The organism is Mesorhizobium sp. B2-1-1, assembly GCF_006442975.2.
Taxonomy (GTDB): Bacteria; Pseudomonadota; Alphaproteobacteria; order Rhizobiales; family Rhizobiaceae; genus Mesorhizobium.
The window spans coordinates 1,297,499-1,321,222 of sequence record NZ_CP083954.1 but is presented as its reverse complement, the minus strand read 5'-3'; the positions used below and the strand labels follow the sequence as shown (position 1 = coordinate 1,321,222).

At 63.2% G+C, this 23,724-nt stretch carries 20 protein-coding genes and 1 tRNA gene; 6 read left to right on the top strand and 15 right to left on the bottom strand.

Going from position 1 to position 23,724, the window contains the following annotated elements:
- Positions 1-10: 10 nt before the first annotated feature.
- The 7 genes from phoU to FJ972_RS06405 all read right to left on the bottom strand — a co-directional run bounded on the left by phoU (position 11) and on the right by FJ972_RS06405 (position 10,698).
- Entirely contained in the window at positions 11-718 is a 708-nt protein-coding gene (phoU, locus tag FJ972_RS06435; RefSeq protein WP_140500575.1) for a phosphate signaling complex protein PhoU, read from the bottom strand.
- A 25-nt stretch (positions 719-743) separates the two neighbouring features.
- Positions 744-1,547: a phosphate ABC transporter ATP-binding protein PstB gene (pstB, locus tag FJ972_RS06430; protein WP_140500574.1), complete on the bottom strand. Its 804-nt coding sequence runs from the start codon at positions 1,545-1,547 to the stop codon at positions 744-746.
- Positions 1,544-2,395, bottom strand: coding sequence for a phosphate ABC transporter permease PstA (gene pstA / locus FJ972_RS06425; RefSeq protein ID WP_140500572.1), 852 nt, complete (start codon positions 2,393-2,395; stop codon positions 1,544-1,546). Before pstA ends, pstB begins: the two co-directional genes overlap by 4 nt.
- A gap of 3 nt (positions 2,396-2,398) precedes the next feature.
- Positions 2,399-3,388, bottom strand: a complete 990-nt coding sequence (gene pstC / locus FJ972_RS06420) for a phosphate ABC transporter permease subunit PstC (protein WP_140500571.1) — start codon at positions 3,386-3,388, stop codon at positions 2,399-2,401.
- Positions 3,389-3,453: 65 nt separating this feature from the next.
- Positions 3,454-4,512, bottom strand: a complete 1,059-nt coding sequence (pstS, locus tag FJ972_RS06415) for a phosphate ABC transporter substrate-binding protein PstS (RefSeq protein ID WP_140500569.1) — start codon at positions 4,510-4,512, stop codon at positions 3,454-3,456.
- Positions 4,513-5,029: 517 nt separating this feature from the next.
- Complete coding sequence (locus FJ972_RS06410) at positions 5,030-9,166, bottom strand: PAS domain-containing protein (RefSeq protein WP_181173495.1); 4,137 nt, start codon at positions 9,164-9,166, stop codon at positions 5,030-5,032.
- Positions 9,167-9,774: 608 nt separating this feature from the next.
- Positions 9,775-10,698, bottom strand: a complete 924-nt coding sequence (locus FJ972_RS06405; RefSeq protein WP_140525468.1) for a DUF2865 domain-containing protein — start codon at positions 10,696-10,698, stop codon at positions 9,775-9,777.
- A gap of 304 nt (positions 10,699-11,002) precedes the next feature.
- On the opposite strand from FJ972_RS06405, the gene FJ972_RS06400 reads away from it, so the two are divergent.
- Entirely contained in the window at positions 11,003-11,206 is a 204-nt protein-coding gene (locus tag FJ972_RS06400; RefSeq protein ID WP_140500562.1) for a hypothetical protein, read from the top strand.
- A gap of 179 nt (positions 11,207-11,385) precedes the next feature.
- Here FJ972_RS06400 and FJ972_RS06395 read toward each other — a convergent pair whose 3' ends face one another.
- From FJ972_RS06395 to FJ972_RS06380, 4 genes are all read right to left on the bottom strand, one after another.
- The gene (locus FJ972_RS06395) at positions 11,386-11,763 is read right to left on the bottom strand and encodes a hypothetical protein (protein ID WP_140500560.1); all 378 of its coding nucleotides are present in this window, start codon (positions 11,761-11,763) and stop codon (positions 11,386-11,388) included.
- A 403-nt stretch (positions 11,764-12,166) separates the two neighbouring features.
- A tRNA-Glu gene (locus tag FJ972_RS06390) sits at positions 12,167-12,241 on the bottom strand.
- A gap of 89 nt (positions 12,242-12,330) precedes the next feature.
- Positions 12,331-12,738 carry a VOC family protein gene (locus FJ972_RS06385; RefSeq protein ID WP_140525467.1) on the bottom strand — a complete coding sequence of 136 codons (408 nt, stop codon included), beginning with the start codon at positions 12,736-12,738 and terminating at the stop codon, positions 12,331-12,333.
- Positions 12,739-12,751: 13 nt separating this feature from the next.
- A complete protein-coding gene (locus FJ972_RS06380; RefSeq protein WP_140517879.1) occupies positions 12,752-13,150 on the bottom strand; it encodes a fimbrial protein in 399 nt (132 codons plus the stop codon).
- A gap of 25 nt (positions 13,151-13,175) precedes the next feature.
- Here FJ972_RS06380 and FJ972_RS06375 point away from each other — a divergent pair, with 25 nt between their 5' ends.
- Positions 13,176-14,231, top strand: a complete 1,056-nt coding sequence (locus FJ972_RS06375) for an RluA family pseudouridine synthase (RefSeq protein WP_140517878.1) — start codon at positions 13,176-13,178, stop codon at positions 14,229-14,231.
- Positions 14,232-14,442: 211 nt separating this feature from the next.
- Positions 14,443-15,354 (top strand): RNA polymerase sigma factor RpoH, encoded by a 912-nt coding sequence (rpoH, locus tag FJ972_RS06370; protein ID WP_027023478.1) that lies wholly within the window; start codon positions 14,443-14,445, stop codon positions 15,352-15,354.
- Positions 15,355-15,440: 86 nt separating this feature from the next.
- On the opposite strand, the gene FJ972_RS06365 is transcribed toward rpoH, so the two are convergent.
- The 4 genes from FJ972_RS06365 to FJ972_RS06350 form a co-directional block, all read right to left on the bottom strand.
- Positions 15,441-16,313: an MBL fold metallo-hydrolase gene (locus FJ972_RS06365; RefSeq protein WP_140525466.1), complete on the bottom strand. Its 873-nt coding sequence runs from the start codon at positions 16,311-16,313 to the stop codon at positions 15,441-15,443.
- A 219-nt stretch (positions 16,314-16,532) separates the two neighbouring features.
- Positions 16,533-17,192 carry a peroxiredoxin gene (locus FJ972_RS06360; RefSeq protein WP_140500553.1) on the bottom strand — a complete coding sequence of 220 codons (660 nt, stop codon included), beginning with the start codon at positions 17,190-17,192 and terminating at the stop codon, positions 16,533-16,535.
- 169 nt (positions 17,193-17,361) lie between these two features.
- A complete protein-coding gene (locus tag FJ972_RS06355; RefSeq protein ID WP_140500552.1) occupies positions 17,362-17,727 on the bottom strand; it encodes a cell division protein ZapA in 366 nt (121 codons plus the stop codon).
- 4 nt (positions 17,728-17,731) lie between these two features.
- A complete protein-coding gene (locus FJ972_RS06350) occupies positions 17,732-18,004 on the bottom strand; it encodes a DUF4164 domain-containing protein (protein ID WP_140500550.1) in 273 nt (90 codons plus the stop codon).
- A 259-nt stretch (positions 18,005-18,263) separates the two neighbouring features.
- Between FJ972_RS06350 and tkt the strand changes: the two genes are divergently transcribed.
- From tkt to FJ972_RS06335, 3 genes are all read left to right on the top strand, one after another.
- On the top strand, positions 18,264-20,255 hold the full coding sequence (tkt, locus tag FJ972_RS06345) for a transketolase (RefSeq protein WP_140525465.1): 1,992 nt from the start codon (positions 18,264-18,266) through the stop codon (positions 20,253-20,255).
- A gap of 205 nt (positions 20,256-20,460) precedes the next feature.
- On the top strand, positions 20,461-21,471 hold the full coding sequence (gene gap / locus FJ972_RS06340; RefSeq protein WP_140500546.1) for a type I glyceraldehyde-3-phosphate dehydrogenase: 1,011 nt from the start codon (positions 20,461-20,463) through the stop codon (positions 21,469-21,471).
- A gap of 213 nt (positions 21,472-21,684) precedes the next feature.
- Positions 21,685-23,568, top strand: a complete 1,884-nt coding sequence (locus tag FJ972_RS06335; RefSeq protein WP_140500544.1) for a potassium/proton antiporter — start codon at positions 21,685-21,687, stop codon at positions 23,566-23,568.
- Positions 23,569-23,724: the final 156 nt, after the last annotated feature.

Genomic DNA, 23,724 nt, shown 5'->3' with positions numbered 1-23,724 from the left:
ACCCCTGCCGTCAAGCCGCTGGCGCCGACATCGCCGTCTCGTCCTGCTTCGGGCGATTGGCGGGCAATTGCGTGCCGGTCAGCACATAATAGGCATTTTCGGCAATGTTGGTCACGTGATCGCCGATGCGCTCGAGATTCTTGGCGCAGAACAAAAGATGCGTGCAGGCGGTGATGTTGCGCGGATCCTCCATCATGTAGGTCAGCAGCTCGCGGAAGACCGACGTGTATTTGACGTCGATGCGTTCATCGTCGGCGCGCAGCTTGGCAAGTGCCGCGGCATCGCGCGCCGCATACTCCTCGATCACGCCTTGGACCTGGATCAGCACAAGCTGCGCCATGGCGTCGATGGAGTGCGACAGGTCGCGCGGCGTGGCGGCAAGGCCGACGGTGCCGACGCGCTTGGCGATGTTCTTGGCGAGATCGCCGATGCGTTCGAGATCGCCCGCCATGCGGATCGAGCCGACGACATGGCGCAGATCGTCCGCCATGGGCTGCCGCTTGGCGATCAGGGTGATGGCGCGGTCGTCGAGTTCGCGCTGGCGCGCATCCATGATCGCGTCGTCGGAGACGACGCGCTGGGCGAGCGCGTTGTCGGAATTCAGGAGCGCCTTGGTCGCGCCGCCGACCATCGATGAGGCGAGATCGCCCATGTCGCGGATCAGCCTGCTGATCTGTCCGAGATCTTCGTCAAAGGCTGCGACTGTGTGTTCGGCCATGATCTTGGTCCTCGTATGCCTGGGATCAGCCGAAGCGGCCGGTGATATAGTCCTGCGTGCGCTTCTCGCGGGGCGACGTGAAGATCTTCTCGGTGCGGTCGAACTCGACCAGCTCGCCCAGATACATGAAGGCGGTCTGCTTCGACACGCGCGCCGCCTGCTGCATGTTGTGGGTGACGATGACGATCGTATAATCGGCCTGCAACTCGTCGATCAGCTCCTCGATCTTGGCGGTCGACAGCGGATCGAGCGCCGAGGCAGGCTCGTCGAGCAGGATGACCTCCGGCTTCACCGCCACCGTGCGGGCGATGCAGAGGCGCTGCTGCTGGCCGCCCGAAAGGCTGAGGCCGCTGGCGTTGAGCTTGTCCTTGACCTCGCTCCACAGTGCCGCGCGCTTCAGCGCCTGCTCGACACGGCCGTCCATCTCCGCCTTGCTGAGCTTCTCATAGAGCCTGACGCCGAAGGCGATGTTCTCGTAGATCGACATCGGGAACGGCGTCGGCTTCTGGAACACCATGCCGATCTTGGTCCTGAGCAGGTTGAGATCCTGCGAACGGTCGAGGATATTCTGGCCGTCGAGCAGCACCTGGCCCTCGGCGCTCTGCCTCGGGTAAAGCTCGTAGATGCGGTTGAAGACGCGCAGCAGCGTCGACTTCCCGCAGCCCGAAGGCCCGATGAAGGCGGTGACGCTGCGCTCGGGCAGCGACAGGCTGATATCCTTCAGCGCCTTCGACTGGCCATAGTAGAAATTGAGGCCCTTGACCTCGATCTTGGCTTTCTCGACCGCGACTTCGGGCGTATTCAACTCGGTGGACAACATCGGTTTCATCTGTCCTCTCTGCGTCCGGTAAGGCTGCGGGCGAAGATGCTCAGCCCGAGAACCGTAAGGGTGATTATGAGTGCGCCGGTCCACGCCAGCTGCTGCCATTCCTCGTAGGGGCTGAGAGCGAACTGGAAGATGGTGACGGGCAGGCTGGCCATCGGCGCATTGAGATTACTCGACCAGAACTGGTTGTTGAGCGCCGTGAAGAGCAGCGGCGCCGTCTCGCCGGAAATGCGGGCGATGGCCAGCAATATGCCTGTGACGATGCCCGACAGCGCCGCACGGTAGGCGACCGAGCGGATGACCACCCAGCGCGGCGCGCCGATCGCGGCGCCGGCCTCGCGCAAGGCGTTCGGCACCAGGTTGAGCATGTCCTCGGTGGTGCGAACGACGACCGGGATGACCAGGATGGCCAGTGCGACGGCACCGGCGATCGCCGAGAAATGTCCCATCGGCCGCACCAGCAGCTCGTAGACGAACAGGCCGACGATGATCGAGGGTGCCGACAGCAGGATGTCGTTGATGAAGCGCACGACGGTGGTGAGGCGCGAGAAGCGGCCATATTCGGCCATGTAGGTCCCAGCGAGGACACCGATCGGCGTGCCGACGATGACGGCGATGACTGTCATCATGATACTGCCGTAGATGGCATTGAGCAGGCCGCCGGCATCGCCGGGCGGCGGTGTCATTTCGGTGAACACAGAGAGCGAAACACCCGACAGGCCCTTATAGAGCAGTGCGCCGAGGATGAGCGCCAGCCAGGCCAGGCCGATGCCCGCCGCCGTGACGCATAGCGTCATCATCACGGCATTCCTGCGCTTGCGTCGATTGTGAAGCGATGTGGCCGTCGACATCGGTCAGGCTCCCGTGCGGCTGTCCATGCGCAGCAGCATGTAGCGCGCAAGGGCAAGGATCAGGAAAGTGATGACGAACAGGATCAGGCCGAGCGCCACCAGCGAAGACGTATAGAGATCGCCGTCGGCTTCGGTGAACTCGTTGGCGATGGTCGCCGAGATCGTCGTGCCGGGCGCGAACAGCGAGCCGCTGATGCGGTGGGCGTTGCCGATGACGAAGGTTACCGCCATGGTTTCGCCGAGCGCGCGGCCGAGGCCGAGCATGACGCCGCCCATGATGCCGACGCGGGTATAGGGGATGACGACGCGGCGCGTGACCTCCCAGGTCGTGCAGCCGATGCCGTAGGCCGATTCCTTCAGCACCGCCGGCACCGTGTCGAAGACATCCTTGGTGATCGAGGTGATGAAGGGCAGGACCATGATGGCAAGGATCATCGCCGAGGTCAGAAGGCCGATGCCGTAGGGCGGGCCGGCAAACAGGCTGGAGAGTCCCGGCACGTCGTGGAAAAGCTTGATGATGAAGGGCTGCACCGTCGTCTGCAGGAACGGCGCGAACACGAACAGGCCCCAGATGCCGTAGATGATTGAGGGTATGCCGGCAAGCAGCTCGACGGCGATGCCGATGGGGCGCCGGAGTGGCCGCGGGCAGAGTTCGGTAAGGAAGATGGCGATGCCGATGCCGATGGGAACGGCGATCAGGATAGCGATGGCGGCGGTGACGATGGTTCCGTAGATCGGGGCCAGCGCCCCGAAATTCTCGGTAACCGGGTTCCACGATTCGGTCGTCAGGAAGGAGAACCCGAATTTCGACAGCGCTTCCCACGAGCCGGCAAACAGCGAAATCGCCACGCCGCCGAGGATGAGCAGGACGAGGATGGCGGAAAAGCGTGTCGCCGTTCGGAAAATCGTATCGGTGAGCGCGAAGCGTCGGACCGTCGCTTCCCTGGCCCGCATGGCGGCCGACGATGGCATGGCTTCGGAGACGGCGGTCATCTGGCCCTCGCGTTTCAAGGAAGACAGGGAGGGCGCCGTGAAGCGCCCTCCTCGTTCAGCAGGGATTACATGGCGGAATAGAGCGGCTTGCCGTCTTCGCCGACGATGTCCTTGGCCCACATGTCCTCGACGCTCTTGACGACCGCGTCGGGGATCGGAACGTAGTCCAGCGCCCCGGCCATGTCGTCGCCCTTCGCGTAGGACCAGGCGAAGAACTTGAGCGCTTCACCGGTCGCCGCCACGTCGCCGGGCTTCTTGTAGACCAGGATCCAGGTCGCCGACGTCATCGGCCAGGATTCGGCGCCCGGCTGGTTGGCCAGGATGACGCCATAACCAGGCTGCGAGCTCCAGTCGGCATTGGCCGCCGCCGCCGAGAACGCCGCCGCCGTCGGCTCGACCTTCTTGCCGTCCTTGTTGATCATGTCGGCATAGGTCAACTTGTTCTGCTTGGCGTAGGCGTATTCGACATAGCCGATCGAGCCACCGGTCTGCGAGACGTTGTTGGCGACGCCTTCATTGCCCTTGGCGCCGATGCCAACCGGCCATTCGAGCGCGGTGTTGACGCCGACCTTCGACTTCCAGTCGGCGCTGACGTCGGCCAGGTAGTAGCTGAAGTTGAACGTGGTGCCCGAACCGTCGGAGCGATGCACGACGGCGATCGCCTGGTCGGGAAGCTTGACGTCGGGATTGAGCTTGGCGATCGCCGCGTCATTCCAGTTGGTGATCTTGCCGACGAAGATATCGGCCAGCGTCGGGCCGTCGAGCACCAGTTCGCCCGGCTTGATGCCTTCGAGATTGACGACCGGAACGATGCCGCCCATCACCATCGGGAACTGTGCAAGTCCGGTGGATTCGAGATCCTCGCCCTTCAGCGGCGCATCGGAAGCGCCGAAGGTGACGGTCTTGGCTTTGATCTGCTTGATGCCGCCGCCCGAGCCGATCGACTGGTAGTTGAGACCGATGCCGGTCTCCTTCTTGTAGGCATCGGCCCACTTCGCATAGATCGGGTAAGGGAAGGTGGCGCCGGCACCGGAGATGTCAGCTGCCATTGCCGCGGAAAGGGTGAGGGTGGACGCCGCAGCCATTGCGATCGCAACGGCCGCCGAGCGGATCAAATGTCTCATATGGCCTGCTCCTGTTCGGAAGATGGTCTCTCGGCGCCATTCCTTGCCAGCGCCCGCTGAGGCCAATAGCGTTCGATTATAACAGTCGCATGACAGTTTCGTGTCAGCCCGGTAACGCGTCGCCGGCGCCTGGAAAGGCGATGGCGATTAGCGGCTGCGGCATGGCGCCGGTTTGCCTTCGGGAATCAGGGACTTGCGCTATCCGGCCACCCAAACAGCCATCGGATTCGGCATGGATCGCTGATCGAAGAAAAGCCGGACGGGAGCGCGTCGCTCGAGGCCAGAGGATGTCTTGGCCGGGCCATCGCCAAAAACAGGTCCGTTGGGGTAGATTGACGCTGCTTCATACTGGCGGTCGCTGCTCCCGCCCGTAACTAGAAGAGAGCGGAAATTCGATGCCGTCATTGTCCCGGCTGGACGCCGGCTTTGATATGGTGCGATCGCACCATAGTCTTGCTCGAAGGGCTGCAGCCGGCCCCGGGTGATTCTCGCCGCAATCCGGCCGAAGGCGCAAAGTCTATCCCGCGTTGCGCCGGGCCTGGCGACCAGCGCCGACCCAGCGCTCGACCTTTTCGAGCAGGGCCCTGGGGCTGATCGGCTTGGGCAGATAATCATCCATGCCGGCGTCCAGGCAGCGTTCGCGATCGCCCTTGAGCGCATGCGCGGTGACCCCGACGATCGGCACATGCGTGCCGGTTTCCTCTTCCAGCCGGCGGATGGCGGCGGTTGCCTCGAGCCCGTTCATCTCCGGCATCGAGACGTCCATCAGGATCATGCAGGGATTGAGCCTGCCGAATGCGTCCAGCGCCTTGCGGCCATTGCCGACGATCTCGAAACCGTAGCCGGTCTCGCCGAGGATCTGGGTGAAGACCATCTGGTTGACCTCATTGTCCTCGGCCACGAGGATGTCCAGCCGCTGCTCGCCGCCAGTCGCGGCAAGCCGGGGCCTGACCGGCGGCGGCTGCAGCAACGCGCGTTGCCCCGACGCAGCCGCTGGCGATGGTTGCGGACCTTTCCCCCCTTCTCCCTCGACAGCAAGCGGCCGGGCGACATGCGTGGCGTGGCGATGCCGCTGGATGGTGGCGACCAGCGTTTCCAGGAGCACCGAGGAGCGTGCGGGCTTGATTAGCTGGGCATCAATGCCGAGATCGCGGTAACTGGTGTTGGCCAGCGACTGGTCGACGGAGGTCAGCATGATGATCGGCGTGTCGGCAAGCCCGGCGGTGTTGCGCACGACACCTGCCATCTCGGCGCCGCTCATCTCGGGCATCTGATAATCGAGCACGACGCAATCGACCGGCACGCCGTAGGCGGCGGCCGCGATCAGCACTTTCAGTCCCTCGGCGCCGCTCTCGGCCGCGCAGGAATCGAAGGTCCATGACGTCATCTGCTCGGTCAGGATGGCGCGGTTGACGGCATTGTCGTCGACGATCAGCACCCGCGCGCCGGTCACGTCCACCGGCATGATGCGCTGCGCGTTCTGTTGTCCGGCCCTGGGCAGCGTGACCGTGAACCAGAAGGTCGACCCCTTGCCTTCGGCGCTTTCCACGCCGATGTCGCCGCCCATCAATTCGACCAGCCGCGAGGTGATCGCGAGCCCGAGCCCAGTGCCCTCATGCCGCCTCGTCGAGGAGGTGTCGACCTGGCTGAATTTCTCGAACACCTGTTTCAGCTTTTCCTCAGGGATGCCGATCCCGGTGTCGGTGACCGAGATCGTCAGCCTGGTTCCGTCCGGCACACTTTCGCCGGTGACGTCGACGAGCACATGGCCTTCTTCGGTGAACTTCACCGCATTGCCGAGCAGGTTGGTGACGATCTGCCGGATGCGGCCGACATCGCCGATGAACAGGCTTTCGAGCCCAGGCTCGATGCGCACGATGAGCTCGAGGTCCTTTTCCTTGGCCCGCGTCGACACCAGCGTCGCCACGTCCTCGATCGCCTCGGCGAGATTGAAGGGGGCGGGATCGAGCACCAGCTGGCCGGCATCGATCTTGGAGAAATCCAGGATATCGTTGATGATGGTGAGCAGCGCGTTGCCCGATTTGACGATGATGTCGGTGAAGGTCTTCTGCTTCGGATCGAGATCGGATTTGGCCAGGAGTTCGGCCATGCCCAGCACGCCGTTCATCGGGGTGCGAATCTCATGGCTCATATTGGCGAGGAATTCCGACTTGGCGCGGTCGGCAAGTATGGCGCGCTGGCGCGCCTCGCGCAGTTCCGCCTCGCGCAGCTTCAATTCGGTGATGTCGGTGGTCGACCCGATCAGGTAGAGCGACCCGTCGGACGCGATCATCGCGCCCTTGCGGGCGAACTGGTGGCGCACGCTGCCGTCCGGGAGCATCACCGTCTCCTCGACCTCCTGGGTTTCGCCGCTGCGCAGCACCGCGAGGTCGCCATTGACGAAGGCTTCGCCGTCGGGCCCGAAAATTTCGATATCGGTCTTGCCGATCGCGTCCTGCTTGCTGAAGCCGGTGAGATCGCACCACCCCTTGTTGACGTAGAATTGCCTGAGATCGGAGCGTTTGGCATAGATCGACACCGGCACGTTGTCGATCAGGCTGCGGAATACCTCGTTCTCGCGCATGCTTTCTTCCAGCGCCCGCTCGCGCGCCTTGACCTCGGTGATGTCGGTGCTGGAGCCGACCAGATGCACCGATCCGTCCAGCGCCACCAGCCGGCTCTTGCGCGTCATCAACTGCCGCACCGTGCCGTCGCGATGGGTGACGGGCTCCTCGACCTCCCTGACGCTGCCCGTGAGGGCGACCTCGGTGTCGTCCAGGCTGTAGCTCTCTCCATCCTCGTCGCCGAACAGCTGCCGATCGGTGCGGCCGATGACGTCTTCCTTGGCGAGCCCGGTGATCGCGCACCAGGCCTTGTTGACGAACTCGATGCTGAGGTCCTGCGCCTTGATGAAGGCGGCCACGGGCAGTTCGTCCAGCACGTGCCGGAACAGGTCGATCTGCCGCATCGAATCGTGCAGCGCCTTTTCGCGGCTCTTGATCTCGGAGATATCGACACGCACACCGATGAACGTGCCGTCGTCGGTGCGCATGTCGTAGACCTGGTACCAGCGACCGTCGGGATTGAGACGTTCGAAGGATGAGTATGGCAGGTGGTAGCGGGCGAGGATGCTGTCCAGCCAGGGATCGAGATCGCCATCATAGAGCGCATCGACCTGCGGATCGCCGCTCGAGCGGAAATAGCCGGCCGAATGACCGAGTGCCAGCGCGTCGCGGAAGGTGCGGCCGGGCTGCCACGCCGGCTTCAACGCCGGCAGCGTGTCCTGCATCTTGCGGTTGGCGAAAACGAAATTGTCCTCGCGGTCGTAGATGATCACGGCGGCCGGCAGCGATTCCAGCACGCTGGCCAGGTGTTTGCGGGCGTCCTGCGCCTCGGTCTCACGGCCCTTCATGTCCGAGACGTCGAAGAGGAAGCCGGCCACGTAGTTGCGGCCGCTTACCATTCTAACGCGGTTCTTCCTGACGACGCGCGAGCGGTTGACGCCGTCGACCTCGAAGCTTTCCTCCACCTCGTAAGGCCGCCCGGTCGCCAGCACCTCGCGCTCGCTTTTCTCGAACAGCGCAACCTCGGCCGGCGCGAGAAAATTGCCGCCGGGCTTGCCAAGCATGGTTTGCGGCGTCTGGCCGAACAGGCCCGCAAACGCCTCGTTGACGAAGACGAAGCGCAGATCGTCATCCTTGACGAAGATCGGATCCTTGACGCCGTTGATCACCGCTTCCGCCAGTCGCGCCTTTTCCAGCGCGTCGGCCAGCTCGGCCTCGCGATCCTTCATGTCGGTGACATCGACATAGGAGATGAGCCGCTTGCCGCCGGCCAGCGGGGCCAGCGACGCAACCAGGGTACGCCCGTCATTGCGCGGCAATTGTCTCGAGCCGGCGACGCCGGCCCTGATCTCGGCCTCGCGCTCGGCGGTATGACGCTGCCAGGCAACGTCGTCGGCGCCGTAGGAATCGGCGGCGCGGCTGGCCTCCATCAACTCGCGGAAGCCCGAGCCGATCCCGGCGCGCTGGGGATCGATTTTCCACAAATTGTAGAAGGCCTGGTTGATCACTTCGGCGCGCAGGTCGGCGTCGAGGACCATGATCCCGATCGGCATCGAATCGACCATCGTGCGAAGGTCGGGAAGGCCTCCCGAAGACGCCTCTCCTTGCTGCTTCTGCTCCAGTTCTTCGAAGGCGACGGCCAATCCCGTGACATTGCGTCCAATGCCACGATAGCCGGCGAATTTCCCCTCGTCATCGAAGCGTGGAAAGCCTGAGGTCAGCACCCAGCGGCAATCGGCGCGACCTCCCTTCAGTTCGTAGACAAAGTCACGGAACGGCCGATGCGCCTGCAGATCCTCCAGATGCATTGCCGCGCTGCGGTTGCCGTTCAGGACCTGCTTCAGGAAATCGAAACGGAAGCGGCCGAGCACGGCGGCCGGGTCGATGCCCGTGACCGCCTGGTAGTTGTGCGAAAGCCAGGAAAAGCGCAGCTCGGCATCGGTCTCCCAGATCCAGTCCGAGCCCGTCTCGACCAGCTGGCGTAGCATGGCCAAATCCATGCCTGCGGTGAACGAGGCCGCGTCGTTCACTGTCATTTCGCCCGACCCGCGCTCGCCGCGCACGCCGGCTGTCTCGTTCGCTTCAGCCATGCCGTCCCCACCCCGAATCCAAGGCCGAACCCTCCCTCCGCGGTTCGTCGGCGGAATGTGCCCGAGAAGCATTAACGATCCGCTAACCTTAACAAGCCGTTGCGCACCGGACGGGCCCTGGCCTGCGCCATTGCGCCCGGTTGTCGGCCGGATCGAAGCCGCGCTATAAGCCAATACAGGGGTGTTGCTGATGTTTGGACGGATTGTGCCTTGCTTGCTGAGCGCGGCGCTGCTTTTCGGCAGCGGCTGTTCGCGCAGCTATGACGGCACCGTCGTCATTCCGCGCCCGCTCGATGCCCGGCGTTTCTGGGACCGGCCGCCGCCCAATGTGGAATACGGGCCGTCCGGAATGGAAAACGGCGCTTTTCCGGCGCCGCCACAACCGCCAACCCGGTTTTCCGAGCGCAGGCCCGCGCCGCGCGCCGCACCGAGACGTCATCTTTCAAGAGTTTCGAGGCCACCTCCGCCGTCCTCCGATGAGGAAAAGCCCCTGGCATGCAGGAATGTCAGCGAACCCGGAAAGAGGGTTCGCATGGTCTGCGACTGATGGGTGCCACCCAAAACTGACCTTGGCTGAGAAACCGGCGCCTACAACCGGAGGCGGATGATCATTCGGCTGGGAAGAAGGCCGGGCCGACTATTCTCACCGGCCGCTTGCCGGCCTCTATCGACTGATGCTGGGCCGCCCCGGAGGCTTCGGCGTCCGCCGCGGGAATTGCCGCGACGCTGCCGAGGTCCGGCTTGGCCGACGGCAAGGGGATGATGGCATTGGTCATGTTTGTGGGCGTTACCGTTCGGGCCCTCAATTCGGCGACCCTGCTGTAGTAGCGTTTTAGGTCACATGCCTTGAAATTGACGTCGTCGCGGTAGCGGAATGCGGTCGGCAGATCGGTGTAGGGCTTGCGCGTGTCGAGAGAGACCATCTTTTCGGTTTCGAGGCTGACGTCGCTGAGCGTATAGAGGTCGACGCCCGGCTCGTCGCAGATGTAGCGGCATTGATCGGCCATATCCTTCACATCGTCGCTGCCGGCGAACTGCGACTTGGGTGCTGGGAAGAAATATCCATCCGAAAGGCGCACGCAGAACAGCATCGCGTTGCCGGCGCCCGTTGCCCTCGCCGCTGGCGCCGCCGCAGACACCGATTGGGTCTTCGCCGCCGCGCGCTTTGCCGCTGGCGCGCAGCCAAGCGCGACAAAGCGTGCCCGCAGCCCCGACATGTCCCGGCCTGAATTGGAGGCCGCAGCGATCTGGCGCTGCACCTCGCTCCTGTTCCTGGCAAGATCGGCGCATGCGTTGAAGAAACCACCGAGGGAATTTTTCGCCGTACACTTGCGCTGCCTCTCGATGCCTTGGATCGCGGCAAGCTGGCGGTGCAACTGGGCAAGCTCGGGGCTCGTGCCGCCGCCACGGCCGGCCGAAGACAACTGATTTCTTATTGCACTGCAACTGTCGGCATAAGAACTGGACATGCCGAGCGCGAGCACGGTCAGGGTGACGAACGCGATCATCATGGGGGACCAGAAACGGATCATCGGAAGGACGCGGTCCTTGTTGCTGAGAACCTGGAATGACAACTCTTTCGACTTCGGTAAGCTTTCGCTAAATGAGTTTTATCTAATCTTTCTAGTCTCCATGCATTGAGAGACTTGTCTTTAGTTTAATAGAAGAACCTCTGTGAATTCAATATTGCATTTTTATTTCAAGGTTGAGACGAACTGCAAAACAATGCAGCCGGACCGACGGCTGGCAGGCCTGCCGAATCACTCCGGCGTTACCGGAAACGGGCCCTGAAACCTTTGCCCGTCCTTTCGCGTTGAAGCGCGAAGGAGAACGCAGATGTCGATCCAGGTCACGGTATCGGAACTGACAAGAAATCTTTTTCATTCCCTGGGACTTGATCCGAGGCCCCTGAGCGCCGAGCAAAACCTGCTGCTGGAATGCTATCTGGCCGGGCAAATCCCGGAATCGGCTTGGAACGACTACGTCTTCGAGACACCCGACCTGGCGCGGCACGCCGAGGCGCGGCGTACCAGCCACTGACCGGTGAAGGCGGTGCTGGGCGAGATGGTTTGGTGGTAGTCGCTACCTGAGCGGCTGGCTGGCAGACGTTTTCCGTCAGGATTGCGTAAAAAATTGAAGCGGGATCGGCGATCCGAACGCCGAACGGCTCTAGCGCATTAAGCCGCGGCGCGCCCTGCGCGGAGAGTTGCGGAAAACAGCTATTGGCCGATCTTGGGAGATACGAATTGCAAGGTGAACACGTTGCCGGCAATCCCTTGCGCCAGTTGCGGCGAAAGGCTGAGCGGCGTGCAATTCTTCACCGCGGTCATTGCGGCGTCGATGAACGACTTTCGCGCCTTGTCGTCGCCGGCCACCTTGGCGGCGGTCGGCCGTGGCGGACCAAGCAGCGTGCCGTCGCGCTTGAAGCTGAAGCTCAGAGTGACGATGGAATTTCCAGCATCCGCCGGCGGCGTCCAGCATGCCTGGATCGCCGTGCCGACTTCGTCCATCGTGTTGAGCTGGGCGGCAGCCGACGGGCAGGTGGCGCCAATCGCCAATGCGCCGCTAATCAGGAGCATTCCAGCGGTTCTTTTCATTGCAATTCCTCCACCGTCGACCCTTCCGGCCGCCCGCGTGCGATCGTCAGGATTGATGGTAGGGCTGGAGATGGCAAGGGCAATATGCTTTGGCGAAAGCTCTTGCCGAAAGCATTGGAGGCAGCCCTGCCCGCAGCGGCCGGCCAAAAAACAAAAGGCCGGCAGTGGGCCGACCTTTGTTTTCACCGCAGCGCCAGTACATCCGTGGTCGCGGGTGAATTGTCTCCAATAGACAGATTATAGGTAAACGAAACGTTAATCGAAGCCGCCATGCCATAGCTCCGAGCCCGGCTTTTGCCAGCGCTCCATGCGGTCATATGCGCGCATATGACGAAGCTTCCGCGGAGGCCTTGAACATTGTTTGATGCTGGAGGGATCATCAACGGCTGAGCCGTCGCCTTCTTGGTACGCCCAAGGGGAATCGAACCCCTGTTCCCGCCGTGAGAGGGCGGTGTCCTGACCGCTAGACGATGGGCGCGTTCAAGAACCGGCGATATAGGCTGGCGGCGGAGAAAAAGCAACTGGGGTCCGCCGGCTTTCCCGGGATCAAGAAAAAGCTGGCTGCTGCTAGCGTTTTGGCTCGATCAGGTCCCATAGATTGCCGTGGAGATCGGCGAAAACCGCCACCGTGCCGTAGGGCTCCAAGCGCGGTGGCTCGCGAAATTCGACGCCCTTCGCCACCATCGCCGCATGATCGCGGGCAAAGTTGTCGGTTTCCAGGAAGAGAAAAACCCGCCCGCCGGTCTGGTTGCCGATGCTCTTCCTTTGTGCCTCGTCGGAGGCCTCGGCCAGAAGCAGCCGCGCGCCGCGCCCGCTGGCCGGCGCGACCGTCACCCAGCGCTTGCCGCCGCCAAGGTCCACATTCTCCAGGAGCACAAAGCCCATTCGCTCGACATACCAGTCGATTGCTTCGTCATAGCTGTCGACGACCAGCGCAACGGTGGCGATATGACGGTTTTCGGCAAAGCCGGTCATTGCGCGCCGGGCTTCATTTGTTGCGGATTGCGAAGCGGCCGATTATGCGCCGCTCGCCCATATCGTAGACGAAGATCGTGCGGCTGCCATCGACAAGTTCGGCCTCGATCGAGACGCGATTGCCGGATAGCGACTGGCTGACCACCCTGGCGCCGACCGGCAGCACGATGTCTCCGCTGAGCGGTTCGCCGGCGGGCACCTGGATGTCGCCGGCCAGCGGCGGGCTCACCGGCGCTGCCTTGCGTGATTTGTAGACAATCGCCGCGATCACCACCATAAGGGCCAGCAAGAGCAGGCCGAGATTGATGGCCATGAAGCGGATGAGCCTGCCGCGCACCTTTTCGATCTCGGGGTTGAGCGGCTTTTCCCCGCCTTCAACAACGGCGTCTTCGTCGGCGGCGGGGCGGGCCATGGCAAACATTCCGGAACGATTCTCGATGAGCGCTCATAACGAAGAGGCCCCCGGATTGATAGAGGACCAATTCATGCAGGCAGAACCGATCGTGCTCGTGGCCGGCGCCGACGATGCCGGCCAGCGCATCGATCAGTGGCTGGCAGGCAGGCTCGGCCCGGAAATGTCGCGCAGCCGCGTGCAGATGCTGATCAGGCAGGGCGCGGTCTTGGTCGACGGCAAGGCCGTTGTCGAGACCAAGTGCAAGATGTCGCCGGGCGAAACTGTCTCGGTCGCCATGCCGGAGCCGGAACCGGCGGAGCCACAGGGGGAAAACATCGCCCTCGATATCCTCTATGAAGATGACGAACTGATCGTCATCAACAAACCCGCCGGGCTTGTCGTCCATCCCGGCGCCGGCAATTGGACCGGCACGCTGGTCAATGCGCTGATCCATCATTGCGGCGACAGCCTGTCCGGCATCGGCGGCGTGCGCCGGCCGGGCATCGTTCATCGCCTCGACAAGCAAACCAGCGGCGTCATGGTCGTGGCCAAGACCGACCGCGCCCACAAGGCGCTTTCGGAGGCCTTTGCCGATCACGGCCTGACAGGCGATCTCGAGCGCGCCTACCTGGCGCTGGTCTGGGGCATACCGCAGCGGCCGGCCGGAACGGTGGATGCCCCACTCGGCCGCGCCGCCGACCGTGTACGTCGCGCCGTAGTACCCGAAGGACGCGACGATGCCCGCCACGCCGTCACCCATTTTGCGGTGCAGGAGCGCTTCGGCGAAAACCAAAAGGAATTCGCAACCGCAAGTCTGGTTGAATGCCGGCTGGAGACCGGCCGCACCCATCAGATCCGCGTCCACATGGCCCATATCGGTCATCCGGTGCTCGGTGATCCCGATTACGGCCAAGCCTTTCGCACCAAGGCCAACCGGTTGCCCGAACCGCTGAGAAGCCAGGTCAAGGCCTTCTCCCGGCAAGCTTTGCACGCCTGGCTCCTTGAATTTCGCCATCCGACTACCCATCTATCGATGAGGTTCGAGGCACCGATACCGAGGGACATGGAGGAACTCGTCGGCGGCTTTCGCAGTCTTTGAATCCGCCGCCCGGCAAGCTTCAAATCAACCATCAAAAAACCTGACTGGCGTTGTTCACTTCAGCGTGACACACTGTTTCGTGTTGAACAAATGCCTGTCTTTTCTGGTTTTGTTCCTGTATATATCTGATGTCGCGAGCGAGCCTTTGGTGCTCGCGTCACATGCCCGCCGCGTTTCGGGGGCATCACTCCAATAGAGAGGGGGCGCTATCATGGCCCAGTCACTACCCAGTATCGTTTCCGGCGAAGGCGGCCTCAGCCGCTACCTGGAAGAGATCCGCCGCTTTCCGATGCTTCAGCCGCAGGAAGAGTACATGCTCGCCAAGCGTTATGCCGAGCATGAGGACACTTCCGCAGCGCACAAGCTCGTCACCAGCCATTTGCGGCTCGTCGCCAAGATCGCCATGGGCTATCGCGGCTACGGCCTGCCGATTGGCGAAGTGATCTCGGAAGGCAATGTCGGCCTGATGCAGGCCGTCAAGAAATTCGAGCCAGAGCGTGGCTTCCGCCTCGCGACCTACGCCATGTGGTGGATCAAGGCCTCGATCCAGGAATACATCCTGCGCTCGTGGAGCCTGGTCAAGATGGGCACGACCGCCAACCAGAAGCGTCTGTTCTTCAACCTGCGCAAGGTGAAGGGCAAGATCCAGGCGCTTGACGACGGCGACCTCAAGCCCGACCAGATCGCCGAAATCGCCACGCGGCTGAACGTCTCGGAAGCGGAAGTCGTGTCGATGAACCGCCGCCTGTCGGGCGACGCCTCACTCAACGCGCCGATCCGGGCGACGGAAGGCGAGTCCGGCGAATGGCAGGACTGGCTGGTCGACGACCACGAAAGCCAGGAAGAGATGCTGATCGAGCAGGACGAGCTGGAAAACCGGCGCGGCATGCTGTCGGGTGCTCTTGCGGTGCTCAACGAACGCGAACGGCGCATCTTCGAGGCGCGCCGCCTCGCTGATGAGCCGCTGACCTTGGAAGAACTGTCGGCTGAGTTCGACATCAGCCGCGAGCGCGTGCGCCAGATCGAAGTGCGCGCTTTCGAGAAGGTACAGGATGCGGTCAAGGCCGCCGCCAAGCGCCAGACCCAGGCGCTGCGTACCATCGAGGCGCAGCCGGCGGCTTAAAGCCGGCATCGGCAACAAGATAAAAAGGCGGCGTCAGGAGACTGGCGCCGCCTTTTTCGTATACCGCAGCGGGTGCCGTGATTGCTTCAAAGCCCATCCAGCGGAAATTTCAGATACCGTCGGCCATTGGCTTCCGGTTCCGGCAGGCGTCCGCCATTCATGTTGACCTGCAGCGCATGCAGGATCAGCCTCGGCATCGGCAATGTCCGGTCGCGCGCCTCGCGCAGGGCAACGAATTCGGCCTCGCCGCGCGCGGCGGCAAGATGTATGTTCTCGGCTTTCTGCGCGGCAACCGTGCTCTCCCATAACGCCTGGCGCCCGCCGGGCTGATAATCATGGCCGACAAAGACGCGCGTGTCCTCCGGCAGGGCCAGAATGCCCTGGATCGAGTGCCACAGGCGCGCGGCGCTGCCGCCGGGAAAATCCGTCCTTGCCGTGCCGCTGTCGGGCATGAACAGCGTGTCGTGAACAAAGGCTGCATCCCCGATCACATAGGTGATCGACGCCAGCGTGTGCCCGGGCGAGAAAAGCACCCTTGCTGGAAGCGTTCCCACCCGAAAAACCTCGCCGTCGCCGAACAGCCGGTCCCACTGCGAGCCGTCGGCGGGGAAATCCGGCCAGTTATAGATCGCCTTCCACAATTTCTGGACCTCGACGATCCTCTCGCCGATCGCCGTCGGCGCCGCGGTCCTTTGCTTCAGGTACTGCGCGGCCGAGAAATGATCGGCATGCGGATGGGTGTCGAGAATCCATTCGACGCTCAGTCCCTCCGCCCTGACGAAATCCAGCAGCGCATCGGCATTGGCTGTCGAAACTGCGCCGGACTTCTCGTCGAAGTCGAGGACCGGATCGATTATGGCACACCGCTTCGTCACCCGGTCGGCGACGACATACTGGATGGCGCCGGTCGGCTTGTCGTGGAAACCGGTGACCTTAGGCTTTGCCGAACCTATGTCCAATCCGACGTCCCCTCCGTTAGCCAGACAGGAATGATTTTCTCTGCCAGAGCAACATAAGAGCATGCTTGTCTAGCGGGGCCCTGCCGTCAAGCACGCCTTGCCAGAAAAGCGACGGAAGTCGAAAAATGCCGGCCAGGCAACTGGAGCAATTCCAAGCGGTTTCCCGGGAAAAGCGCATAGCGCTTCGCCCAGGGAACTGCGCAAAAACAAAGAGATGGTCTACGCGGAAGGCTGCTTGGTCTTCCTGAGATAGGGCAGGATGGTCTCGTAGGCGCCGAAGCGCTTGATGGCGTCCTCGTTGGAAACGGCCGCGGTGATGATGACGTCCTCGCCCTGTTTCCAGTTCGCCGGCGTCGCCACCTGGTGCTTGGCGGTCAGCTGCATGGAATCGACCGCGCGCAGGATCTCGTCAAAGTTGCGGCCCGTGGTCATCGGATAGGTCAGCACCAGCTTGATCTTCTTGTCGGGCCCGATGACATAGACCGAACGCACGGTGGCATTGTCGGCGGGCGTGCGGCCTTCCGAGGTCTCGCCGGCACCAGCAGGCAGCATGTCGTAAAGCTTGGCGACCTTGAGATCCTTGTCGCCGATCAGCGGATAGTTCACCGAATGGCCGGTCGCCGTTTTGATATCGTCCTGCCATTTGCCGTGGCTTTCGACCGGATCGACCGAAATGCCGATGATCTTGACATTGCGCTTCTTGAACTCGCCCTCGAGCCCCGCCATCGTGCCCAACTCGGTCGTGCAGACGGGAGTGAAATTCTTCGGGTGGCTGAACAGCACCGCCCAGCCGTCACCGATCCACTGGTGAAAGCTGATCGGTCCTTGCGTGGTCTCGGCGGTGAAATCCGGGGCGATATCGTTGATGCGAAGGCTCATGTTGTTTCCCTACCCTTGAAATATTGCCGGCAACGGCTGGCGAGCGCTCAAATCTTTTTAACACCTCGGCGGCAACCCACAAATGCCTAAAGCCACAGGCGCCCGTCGCGCTCGCGAAAAAATTTCTCTTCTTGCCGCCAAGTTCGGCAGGAATTTCCGAGGAGACCGCTTATGCCTTGTTGACGGCCAGCGTCGCCGCAAGATCTTCCATGCGCTGCGCCAGCGCGCCAAGCGCGTTGGTCAGCACGCTGTCGCTCTTGTCGGCCTTGGTCAGCGCCTCGTCGCGGGTCTTGCGCAAGGTCAGCACTTCGCTTTCCATGCCCTTGACGCGCTTCTGCAGCTCCGAGAGTTCATCCATGACCATGATGCCGGCCATGACCGTCAGCCGCTGGTCGCCGATCTCGCCGAATGAATCCTTCAGATGCGAGACGTAGCGGTCGAAACGCTCGGCGAGATCGATCAGATGCTCTTCCTGGCCTTCGTCGCAGGCCATCCGATACTGCTTGCCGTCGATGGAAACCGTGACCTGTGCCATCAGCCTACCTATCCAACACAGCGCGGATGGTTTCCATGGCGGTCACCAGTCGTCGCGACACTTCCTTGTTGGCATCCTCCAGCCGCTCGGCGCGCGCCTCGGAACTGTCGAGCTCCTGCGCCAGCCGCGAGCGGTCGGCATTCATCCGCTGCACCTCGGCCTCGGCTTCCGAATAATCGCGCTCATGCTCGAGCTTGGCCGCGACGGCGTTTTCCAGGCCTTCCATGGCCTTGCCCAGCCTTGCGATGACTTCCTTGAGTGTCGTTTCCCCGGTCATGGCCTCGTCCTGTGCCCTGCCCATCACCGAATCGCTCGCGTTCAGAACGCGTTATCTCTGAAACATTAGGCACCGGGTGAAGGCGACGTCAACAAAGCTCTCGCGACTGTCCCCTGCTAACGCTAATATAGGCCTGCCCGCGGCATCACAAGGCCGGCAAATGCGCACCGGTTTGTTGACTAAAAGTGCGCGCCTGCTATGTGTCGCGCACGCTTTTCAAGGGCTCTCCCAAGGCCCCAAACCCCACCCCGGAGGAACCATGACGTCGCGTGAACAACATGACCGGATGGCCAATGCGATCCGCTTTCTCTCCATGGACGCGGTCGAGAAGGCGAACTCCGGCCATCCCGGCCTGCCCATGGGCTGCGCCGACATTGCCACGGTGCTGTTCACCCGTTTCCTGAAATTCGACGCCAAGGCGCCGCATTGGGCCGACCGCGACCGCTTCATCCTGTCGGCCGGCCATGGCTCGATGCTGCTCTACTCGCTGCTCTACCTGACCGGCTACGAAGACATGACGATCGACCAGATCAAGCACTTCCGCCAGTTGGGCTCGAAAACCGCCGGCCATCCCGAATATGGCCACGCCGCCGGCATCGAAACGACCACCGGCCCGCTCGGCCAGGGCCTTGCCAATTCTGTCGGGTTCGCGCTCGGCGAGCGCATCATGAACGCCGCCTTCGGCAACGACCTCGTCAGCCACTACACCTATGTGCTGGCCGGCGACGGCTGCCTGATGGAAGGTGTCTCCCAGGAGGCGATCGCGCTTGCCGGGCACCTCAAGCTCAACAAGCTGATCGTGTTCTGGGACAACAACAACATCTCGATCGACGGCCCGGTGTCGCTGGCTGACAATACCGACCAGGTCGCGCGCTTCCAGGCTTCCGGTTGGAACGCCAGCCACATCGACGGCACGGATCCGGAAGCCATCGCCTATGCGATCGAAGCCGCCCGCCATTCCGACAAGCCGACGATGATCGCCTGCAAGACGACCATCGGCTTCGGCGCCCCGACCAAGGCCGGCACCAACAAGGCGCACGGCTCGCCCCTCGGCGCCGACGAGATCGCCGGCGCGCGCAAGTTCTTCAACTGGGAGTCACCCCCCTTCGAGGTTCCAGCCGACATCCTCGATGCCTGGCGCACGGCCGGCACGGCCGGCGCCGAGGCGCGCGCCGACTGGGAAGGTCGCCTCGCCAAGGCCGACGCCAAGCTCAGGGCAGAGTTCGAGCGCCGCGTTGCCGGCAAGCTGCCGTCCAACTTCGACGCCGTCATTGCCGACTACAAAAAGAAGCTCTCCGCCGACAAGCCGAAGGTCGCCACCCGCAAATCTTCCGAAATGGCGCTGGAAGTCATCAACGGCGCCGTGCCCGAAACCATCGGCGGCTCGGCCGATCTCACCGGCTCCAACAACACCAAGACCAGCCAGACCAAGAACATCACCCCGGACGACTACGGCCAGCGCTATGTCCACTACGGCATCCGCGAACACGGCATGGCTGCCGCCATCAACGGGCTGACGCTGCATGGCGGCCTGATCGCCTATGGCGGCACTTTCCTGTGCTTCTCAGACTATGCCCGCCCCTCGATGCGGCTGGCCTCGCTGATGGGCATCCGCTCGATCTTCGTCATGACCCATGACTCCATCGGTCTCGGCGAAGACGGCCCGACCCATCAGCCGGTCGAGCATGTGGCGGCACTGCGCGCCATCCCCAACCACAACGTGTTCCGTCCGGCGGACGCGGTCGAGACCGCCGAATGCTGGCAGTTGGCCCTTGAATCGGAAAAGACGCCGTCAACGCTGGCGCTGACCCGACAGAACCTGCCGACCGTGCGCACCGAATTCACAGAGAAGAACCTGAGCAGCCAGGGCGCCTATGAGCTCGCCGCCGCCAGCGGCGAAGCCGCGGTGACGATCTTCGCCACGGGTTCGGAAGTCGAGATCGCGCTCGGCGCCCGCGACCTCCTGGAGAAGCACGGCCATCCGACCCGCGTCGTCTCGGTTCCTTGCTTCGAACTGTTCGATAAGCAGAGCGAGGACTACCGCCGCAAGACGATCGGCAATGCGAAGGTGAAGATGGCGATCGAAGCCGGCATCCGCCAGGGCTGGGATCACCTCATCGGCTCCGATGGCATCTTCATCGGCATGACCGGCTTCGGCGCCTCGGGAACGATCGAGCAGCTCTATCCGCATTTCGGCATCACCGCCGAGGCGGCCGCCAAGGCGGCGGAAGCCCGCCTGCATGGCAAGTAAGGCCTGCTTGTTGCCCAAAAGTGTATCTCGATTTTGGGACAGCGACATGTATGAAACAAGAACGCTCGGCGAAACCGCGTACAGCGGTTCCGCCGGACTGACCTAATCGATTTAAATCCACGTCGCCGCGGCTGGATTCTTTCCGCTTCCGCCGCTATGAAGCTGCGGACCAATCGTCTGCCCTCCAGCTCCCAAGGAGAGAAAAATGACCGTCAGAGTTGCCATCAACGGATTCGGCCGCATCGGCCGCAACATCCTGCGCGCCATCCATGAATCCGGCCGCAAGGACATCGACGTCGTCGCCGTCAACGACCTCGGCCCGGTTGAAACCAACGCCCACCTCCTGCGCTACGACAGCGTACACGGCCGCTTCCCGCACGAAGTATCGGTTTCCGGCGACCAGATCACCGTCGGCAAGGAGACGTTCAAGGTCACCGCGATCAAGGATCCGACCCAGCTGCCGTGGAAGGAGCTCGGCGTCGACATCGCGCTCGAATGCACCGGCATCTTCACCGCCCGCGACAAGGCAGCCGCACACCTGACCGCCGGCGCCAAGCGCGTCCTCGTTTCGGCGCCCGGTGAAGGCGCCGACCTCACCGTCGTCTACGGCATCAATCACGACAAGCTGAACAAGGACCACATCGTCATCTCGAACGCGTCCTGCACCACCAATTGCCTGGCGCCGCTGGCCGCAGTCCTGCACGAGACGGTCGGCATCGAAAAGGGCATGATGACGACGATCCATTCCTACACCGGCGACCAGCCGACGCTGGACACCATGCACAAGGATCTCTACCGCGCCCGCGCCGCGGCACTCTCGCAGATCCCGACCTCGACCGGTGCCGCCAAGGCCATCGGCCTGGTGCTGCCCGAGCTCAAGGGCAAGCTCGACGGCATCTCGATCCGCGTGCCGACGCCGAACGTCTCGCTCGTCGACTTCAAGTTCATCGCCAAGCGCTCGACGTCGGCGCAGGAGATCAACGAGGCGGTGATCGCCGCCTCCAATGGCAAGCTCAAGGGCATCCTGTCGGTTACCCATCATCCGAACGTGTCGATCGACTTCAACCACGACCCGCACTCCTCGATCGTGGCGCTCGACCAGACCAAGGTGATGGACGGCAACTTCGTTTCGGTGCTGTCCTGGTACGACAATGAATGGGGCTTCTCCAATCGCATGGGCGATACCGCGGTCGCCTTCGGCAAGACCATCGCCTGATCGCGGGCCCATCTTCCAGAGACTTGAAACGCCCGGTTTCGTCCGGGCGTTTTCGTCGGAGTGCTCGGCAACGCGTCGCTTCGCTCCTGCTAAGCCCAAGGACGATGAAGTTGTGGGGCTTCGGCCCAAAAAACCGCTCTCCCGCCTTGCGCCGGCCATGCCTTCGCCCCACTCTTCCTTGAATCGAGAGAAGAGGCAGGGGACAAGTCACGGATGGAGCATGCGATCTATCTCGTCACGCTGGTGGGCACCGCGCTTGTCGTCGTCGCCGCGTTTTCGAGCCTGATCGCCTTCCGCTTCGGCGCACCGCTGCTGCTTCTGTTTCTCTGCATCGGGCTCGCCACCGGGACCGATGGCCTCGGCATCGAGTTCGACAATGCCCGCATCGCCTATTTTGCCGGCTCACTGGCGCTGGCGGTGATCCTGTTCGATTCCGGCTTCGGCACGCCTCTCAATGCCTTGCGGCAGGCAGCCGGGCCGGCGCTGTCTCTGGCCACATTCGGCGTGATCCTCACCACTGGCCTGTTCGGCGCCGCCGCCTACTATATGCTCGATCTCACCTGGCTGGAATCCTTCCTGCTCGGTGCCGCCGTCGCCTCCACCGACGCGGCCGCCGTGTTCTTCCTTTTGCGCGCCGGCGAGATCAATCTGCGCGAGCGCGTGCGCTCCACGCTGGAGGTGGAGTCCGGCACCAACGATCCGATCGCCATCTTCCTGACCATCACCCTGGTCGAGATCATAGCCGCCCATGCCGACCCCGAGGCCAATGTCCTGGTCACCAACCTCGTCCTCGGCTTCCTCATTAACATGGGCCTGGGCGCCATTGTCGGCGTGCTGGGGGGCCTCGCCATCGTGCGCCTCGTCGACCGGCTCAATCTCGACCATGGCCTGCTGCCGATCTTCGTGCTGACCCTATCGCTGATGGTCTTCGCCGCCGCCGGCGCCATCGGCGGCTCCGGTTTCCTGGCGGTCTATCTTGCCGGTCTCATCGCGGGTAATTCCGACATCCGCGCCGTCACCATCCTCAAGCGCTTCCAGGACGGCATGTCCTGGCTGGCGCAGATCATCATGTTCCTGATCCTCGGCCTGTTCGCGACGCCCTCGCAATTCCCGGCGATCATGGTGCCGGCGGTGCTGCTTGGCCTGTTCCTGATGTTCGTCGCCCGGCCGATCGCGGTCTGGCTTTGCCTGGTCCCGTTTCGTCTGCCGCGCCCCGAAGTCGCCTTCGTTTCCTGGGTCGGCCTGCGCGGCGCCGTCTCGATCCTGCTTGCCATCACTCCCTTGCTCGGCGGGCTGGAGAATGGCCGCACCATCTTCAACGCCGCCTTCATCATCGTCCTGGTGTCGCTCGTCATCCAGGGCTGGACCGTTGGTCCGCTGGCGCGCCGTCTCGGCCTGATCGTGCCGGCGCGGCTCGGACCTCTGGACAAGGTCGAGCTCGAACTGCCGGGCTCGGCCCATCACGAGCTCCTCGCCTACCGCGTCGCGCCGGGCAGCCCGGTGGCGCGCGGCGAGCGCATCCCTCGCTGGGCGCGGCCCTCGCTGGTGTTGCGCGACGGACGCTCGATGCGTTTCCAGGACATGGGCAGGCTTGCCGCCGGCGACCAGGTCTACATCTTCGTGCCGGACCGCTATCCACGCCTGCTCGACAAGCTGTTCGCCAGCCGCGCCGTCGTCGACCCCGAGGACGCCGATTTCTTCGGCGCCTTCGCCGTCGATCCGGCGCGTTCCGCTGCCGAACTGGAAGCCGCATACGCGCCGGGCCTGAGCGAGGCGGAACAGAAGCTCACCGTCGGCGCCCTGGTCACGGCGCGGCTCGGCGGCCATGCCGAATATGCTGACCGCGTGCTGATCGGCCCGATCGAGCTGATCGTGCGCGATGTCGATGACAAAGGCAGGATCACAGGCCTGGGCCTCTCCTTCGAACCGACCGCGCCCGTTGCGCGGGTACCGGTCTTCCTCAGCGCCGGCGAGATCGCCGACCGGATCAAGGCCTTCGTCCAGACCTGGCGCAAGCCGGTGGAACCACCGATCGCAGAGGCACACGCGGACGAGAAACCGGAGCCGGCGGCGGAAAAGGCGACGACCGAGAGCTGACAACGGCGACCCTTTGCGGCCCCCCCTCATCCGCCTGCCCTGACGCTTCGCGACGTCAACGCCCTCGCCTTCGCCTTCGCCTTGAAAATTTCGCGCCCTCCCCAGCCAAGTCTTGCATCGTCGTCGGTGCGGGGTATGGTCCCGGCGATTTCTCAG

Excerpts from the sequence above, each read along its gene's own strand:
- FJ972_RS06400 (WP_140500562.1), top strand. The coding sequence starts at position 11,003 with ATGTCGATCCAGGTCACGGTATCGGAACTGACAAGAAATCTTTTTCAT.
- FJ972_RS06360 (WP_140500553.1), bottom strand. The coding sequence starts at position 17,192 with ATGAGCCTTCGCATCAACGATATCGCCCCGGATTTCACCGCCGAGACC.
- FJ972_RS06375 (WP_140517878.1), top strand. The coding sequence starts at position 13,176 with ATGAGCGCTCATAACGAAGAGGCCCCCGGATTGATAGAGGACCAATTC.
- pstA (WP_140500572.1), bottom strand. The coding sequence starts at position 2,395 with ATGTCGACGGCCACATCGCTTCACAATCGACGCAAGCGCAGGAATGCC.
- FJ972_RS06385 (WP_140525467.1), bottom strand. The coding sequence starts at position 12,738 with ATGACCGGCTTTGCCGAAAACCGTCATATCGCCACCGTTGCGCTGGTC.
- pstB (WP_140500574.1), bottom strand. The coding sequence starts at position 1,547 with ATGAAACCGATGTTGTCCACCGAGTTGAATACGCCCGAAGTCGCGGTC.
- FJ972_RS06335 (WP_140500544.1), top strand. The coding sequence starts at position 21,685 with ATGGAGCATGCGATCTATCTCGTCACGCTGGTGGGCACCGCGCTTGTC.
- pstS (WP_140500569.1), bottom strand. The coding sequence starts at position 4,512 with ATGAGACATTTGATCCGCTCGGCGGCCGTTGCGATCGCAATGGCTGCG.
- tkt (WP_140525465.1), top strand. The coding sequence starts at position 18,264 with ATGACGTCGCGTGAACAACATGACCGGATGGCCAATGCGATCCGCTTT.
- rpoH (WP_027023478.1), top strand. The coding sequence starts at position 14,443 with ATGGCCCAGTCACTACCCAGTATCGTTTCCGGCGAAGGCGGCCTCAGC.
- FJ972_RS06410 (WP_181173495.1), bottom strand. The coding sequence starts at position 9,166 with ATGGCTGAAGCGAACGAGACAGCCGGCGTGCGCGGCGAGCGCGGGTCG.
- gap (WP_140500546.1), top strand. The coding sequence starts at position 20,461 with ATGACCGTCAGAGTTGCCATCAACGGATTCGGCCGCATCGGCCGCAAC.
- FJ972_RS06405 (WP_140525468.1), bottom strand. The coding sequence starts at position 10,698 with ATGATCCGTTTCTGGTCCCCCATGATGATCGCGTTCGTCACCCTGACC.
- FJ972_RS06395 (WP_140500560.1), bottom strand. The coding sequence starts at position 11,763 with ATGAAAAGAACCGCTGGAATGCTCCTGATTAGCGGCGCATTGGCGATT.
- phoU (WP_140500575.1), bottom strand. The coding sequence starts at position 718 with ATGGCCGAACACACAGTCGCAGCCTTTGACGAAGATCTCGGACAGATC.
- FJ972_RS06350 (WP_140500550.1), bottom strand. The coding sequence starts at position 18,004 with ATGACCGGGGAAACGACACTCAAGGAAGTCATCGCAAGGCTGGGCAAG.
- FJ972_RS06355 (WP_140500552.1), bottom strand. The coding sequence starts at position 17,727 with ATGGCACAGGTCACGGTTTCCATCGACGGCAAGCAGTATCGGATGGCC.
- FJ972_RS06380 (WP_140517879.1), bottom strand. The coding sequence starts at position 13,150 with ATGGCCCGCCCCGCCGCCGACGAAGACGCCGTTGTTGAAGGCGGGGAA.
- pstC (WP_140500571.1), bottom strand. The coding sequence starts at position 3,388 with ATGACCGCCGTCTCCGAAGCCATGCCATCGTCGGCCGCCATGCGGGCC.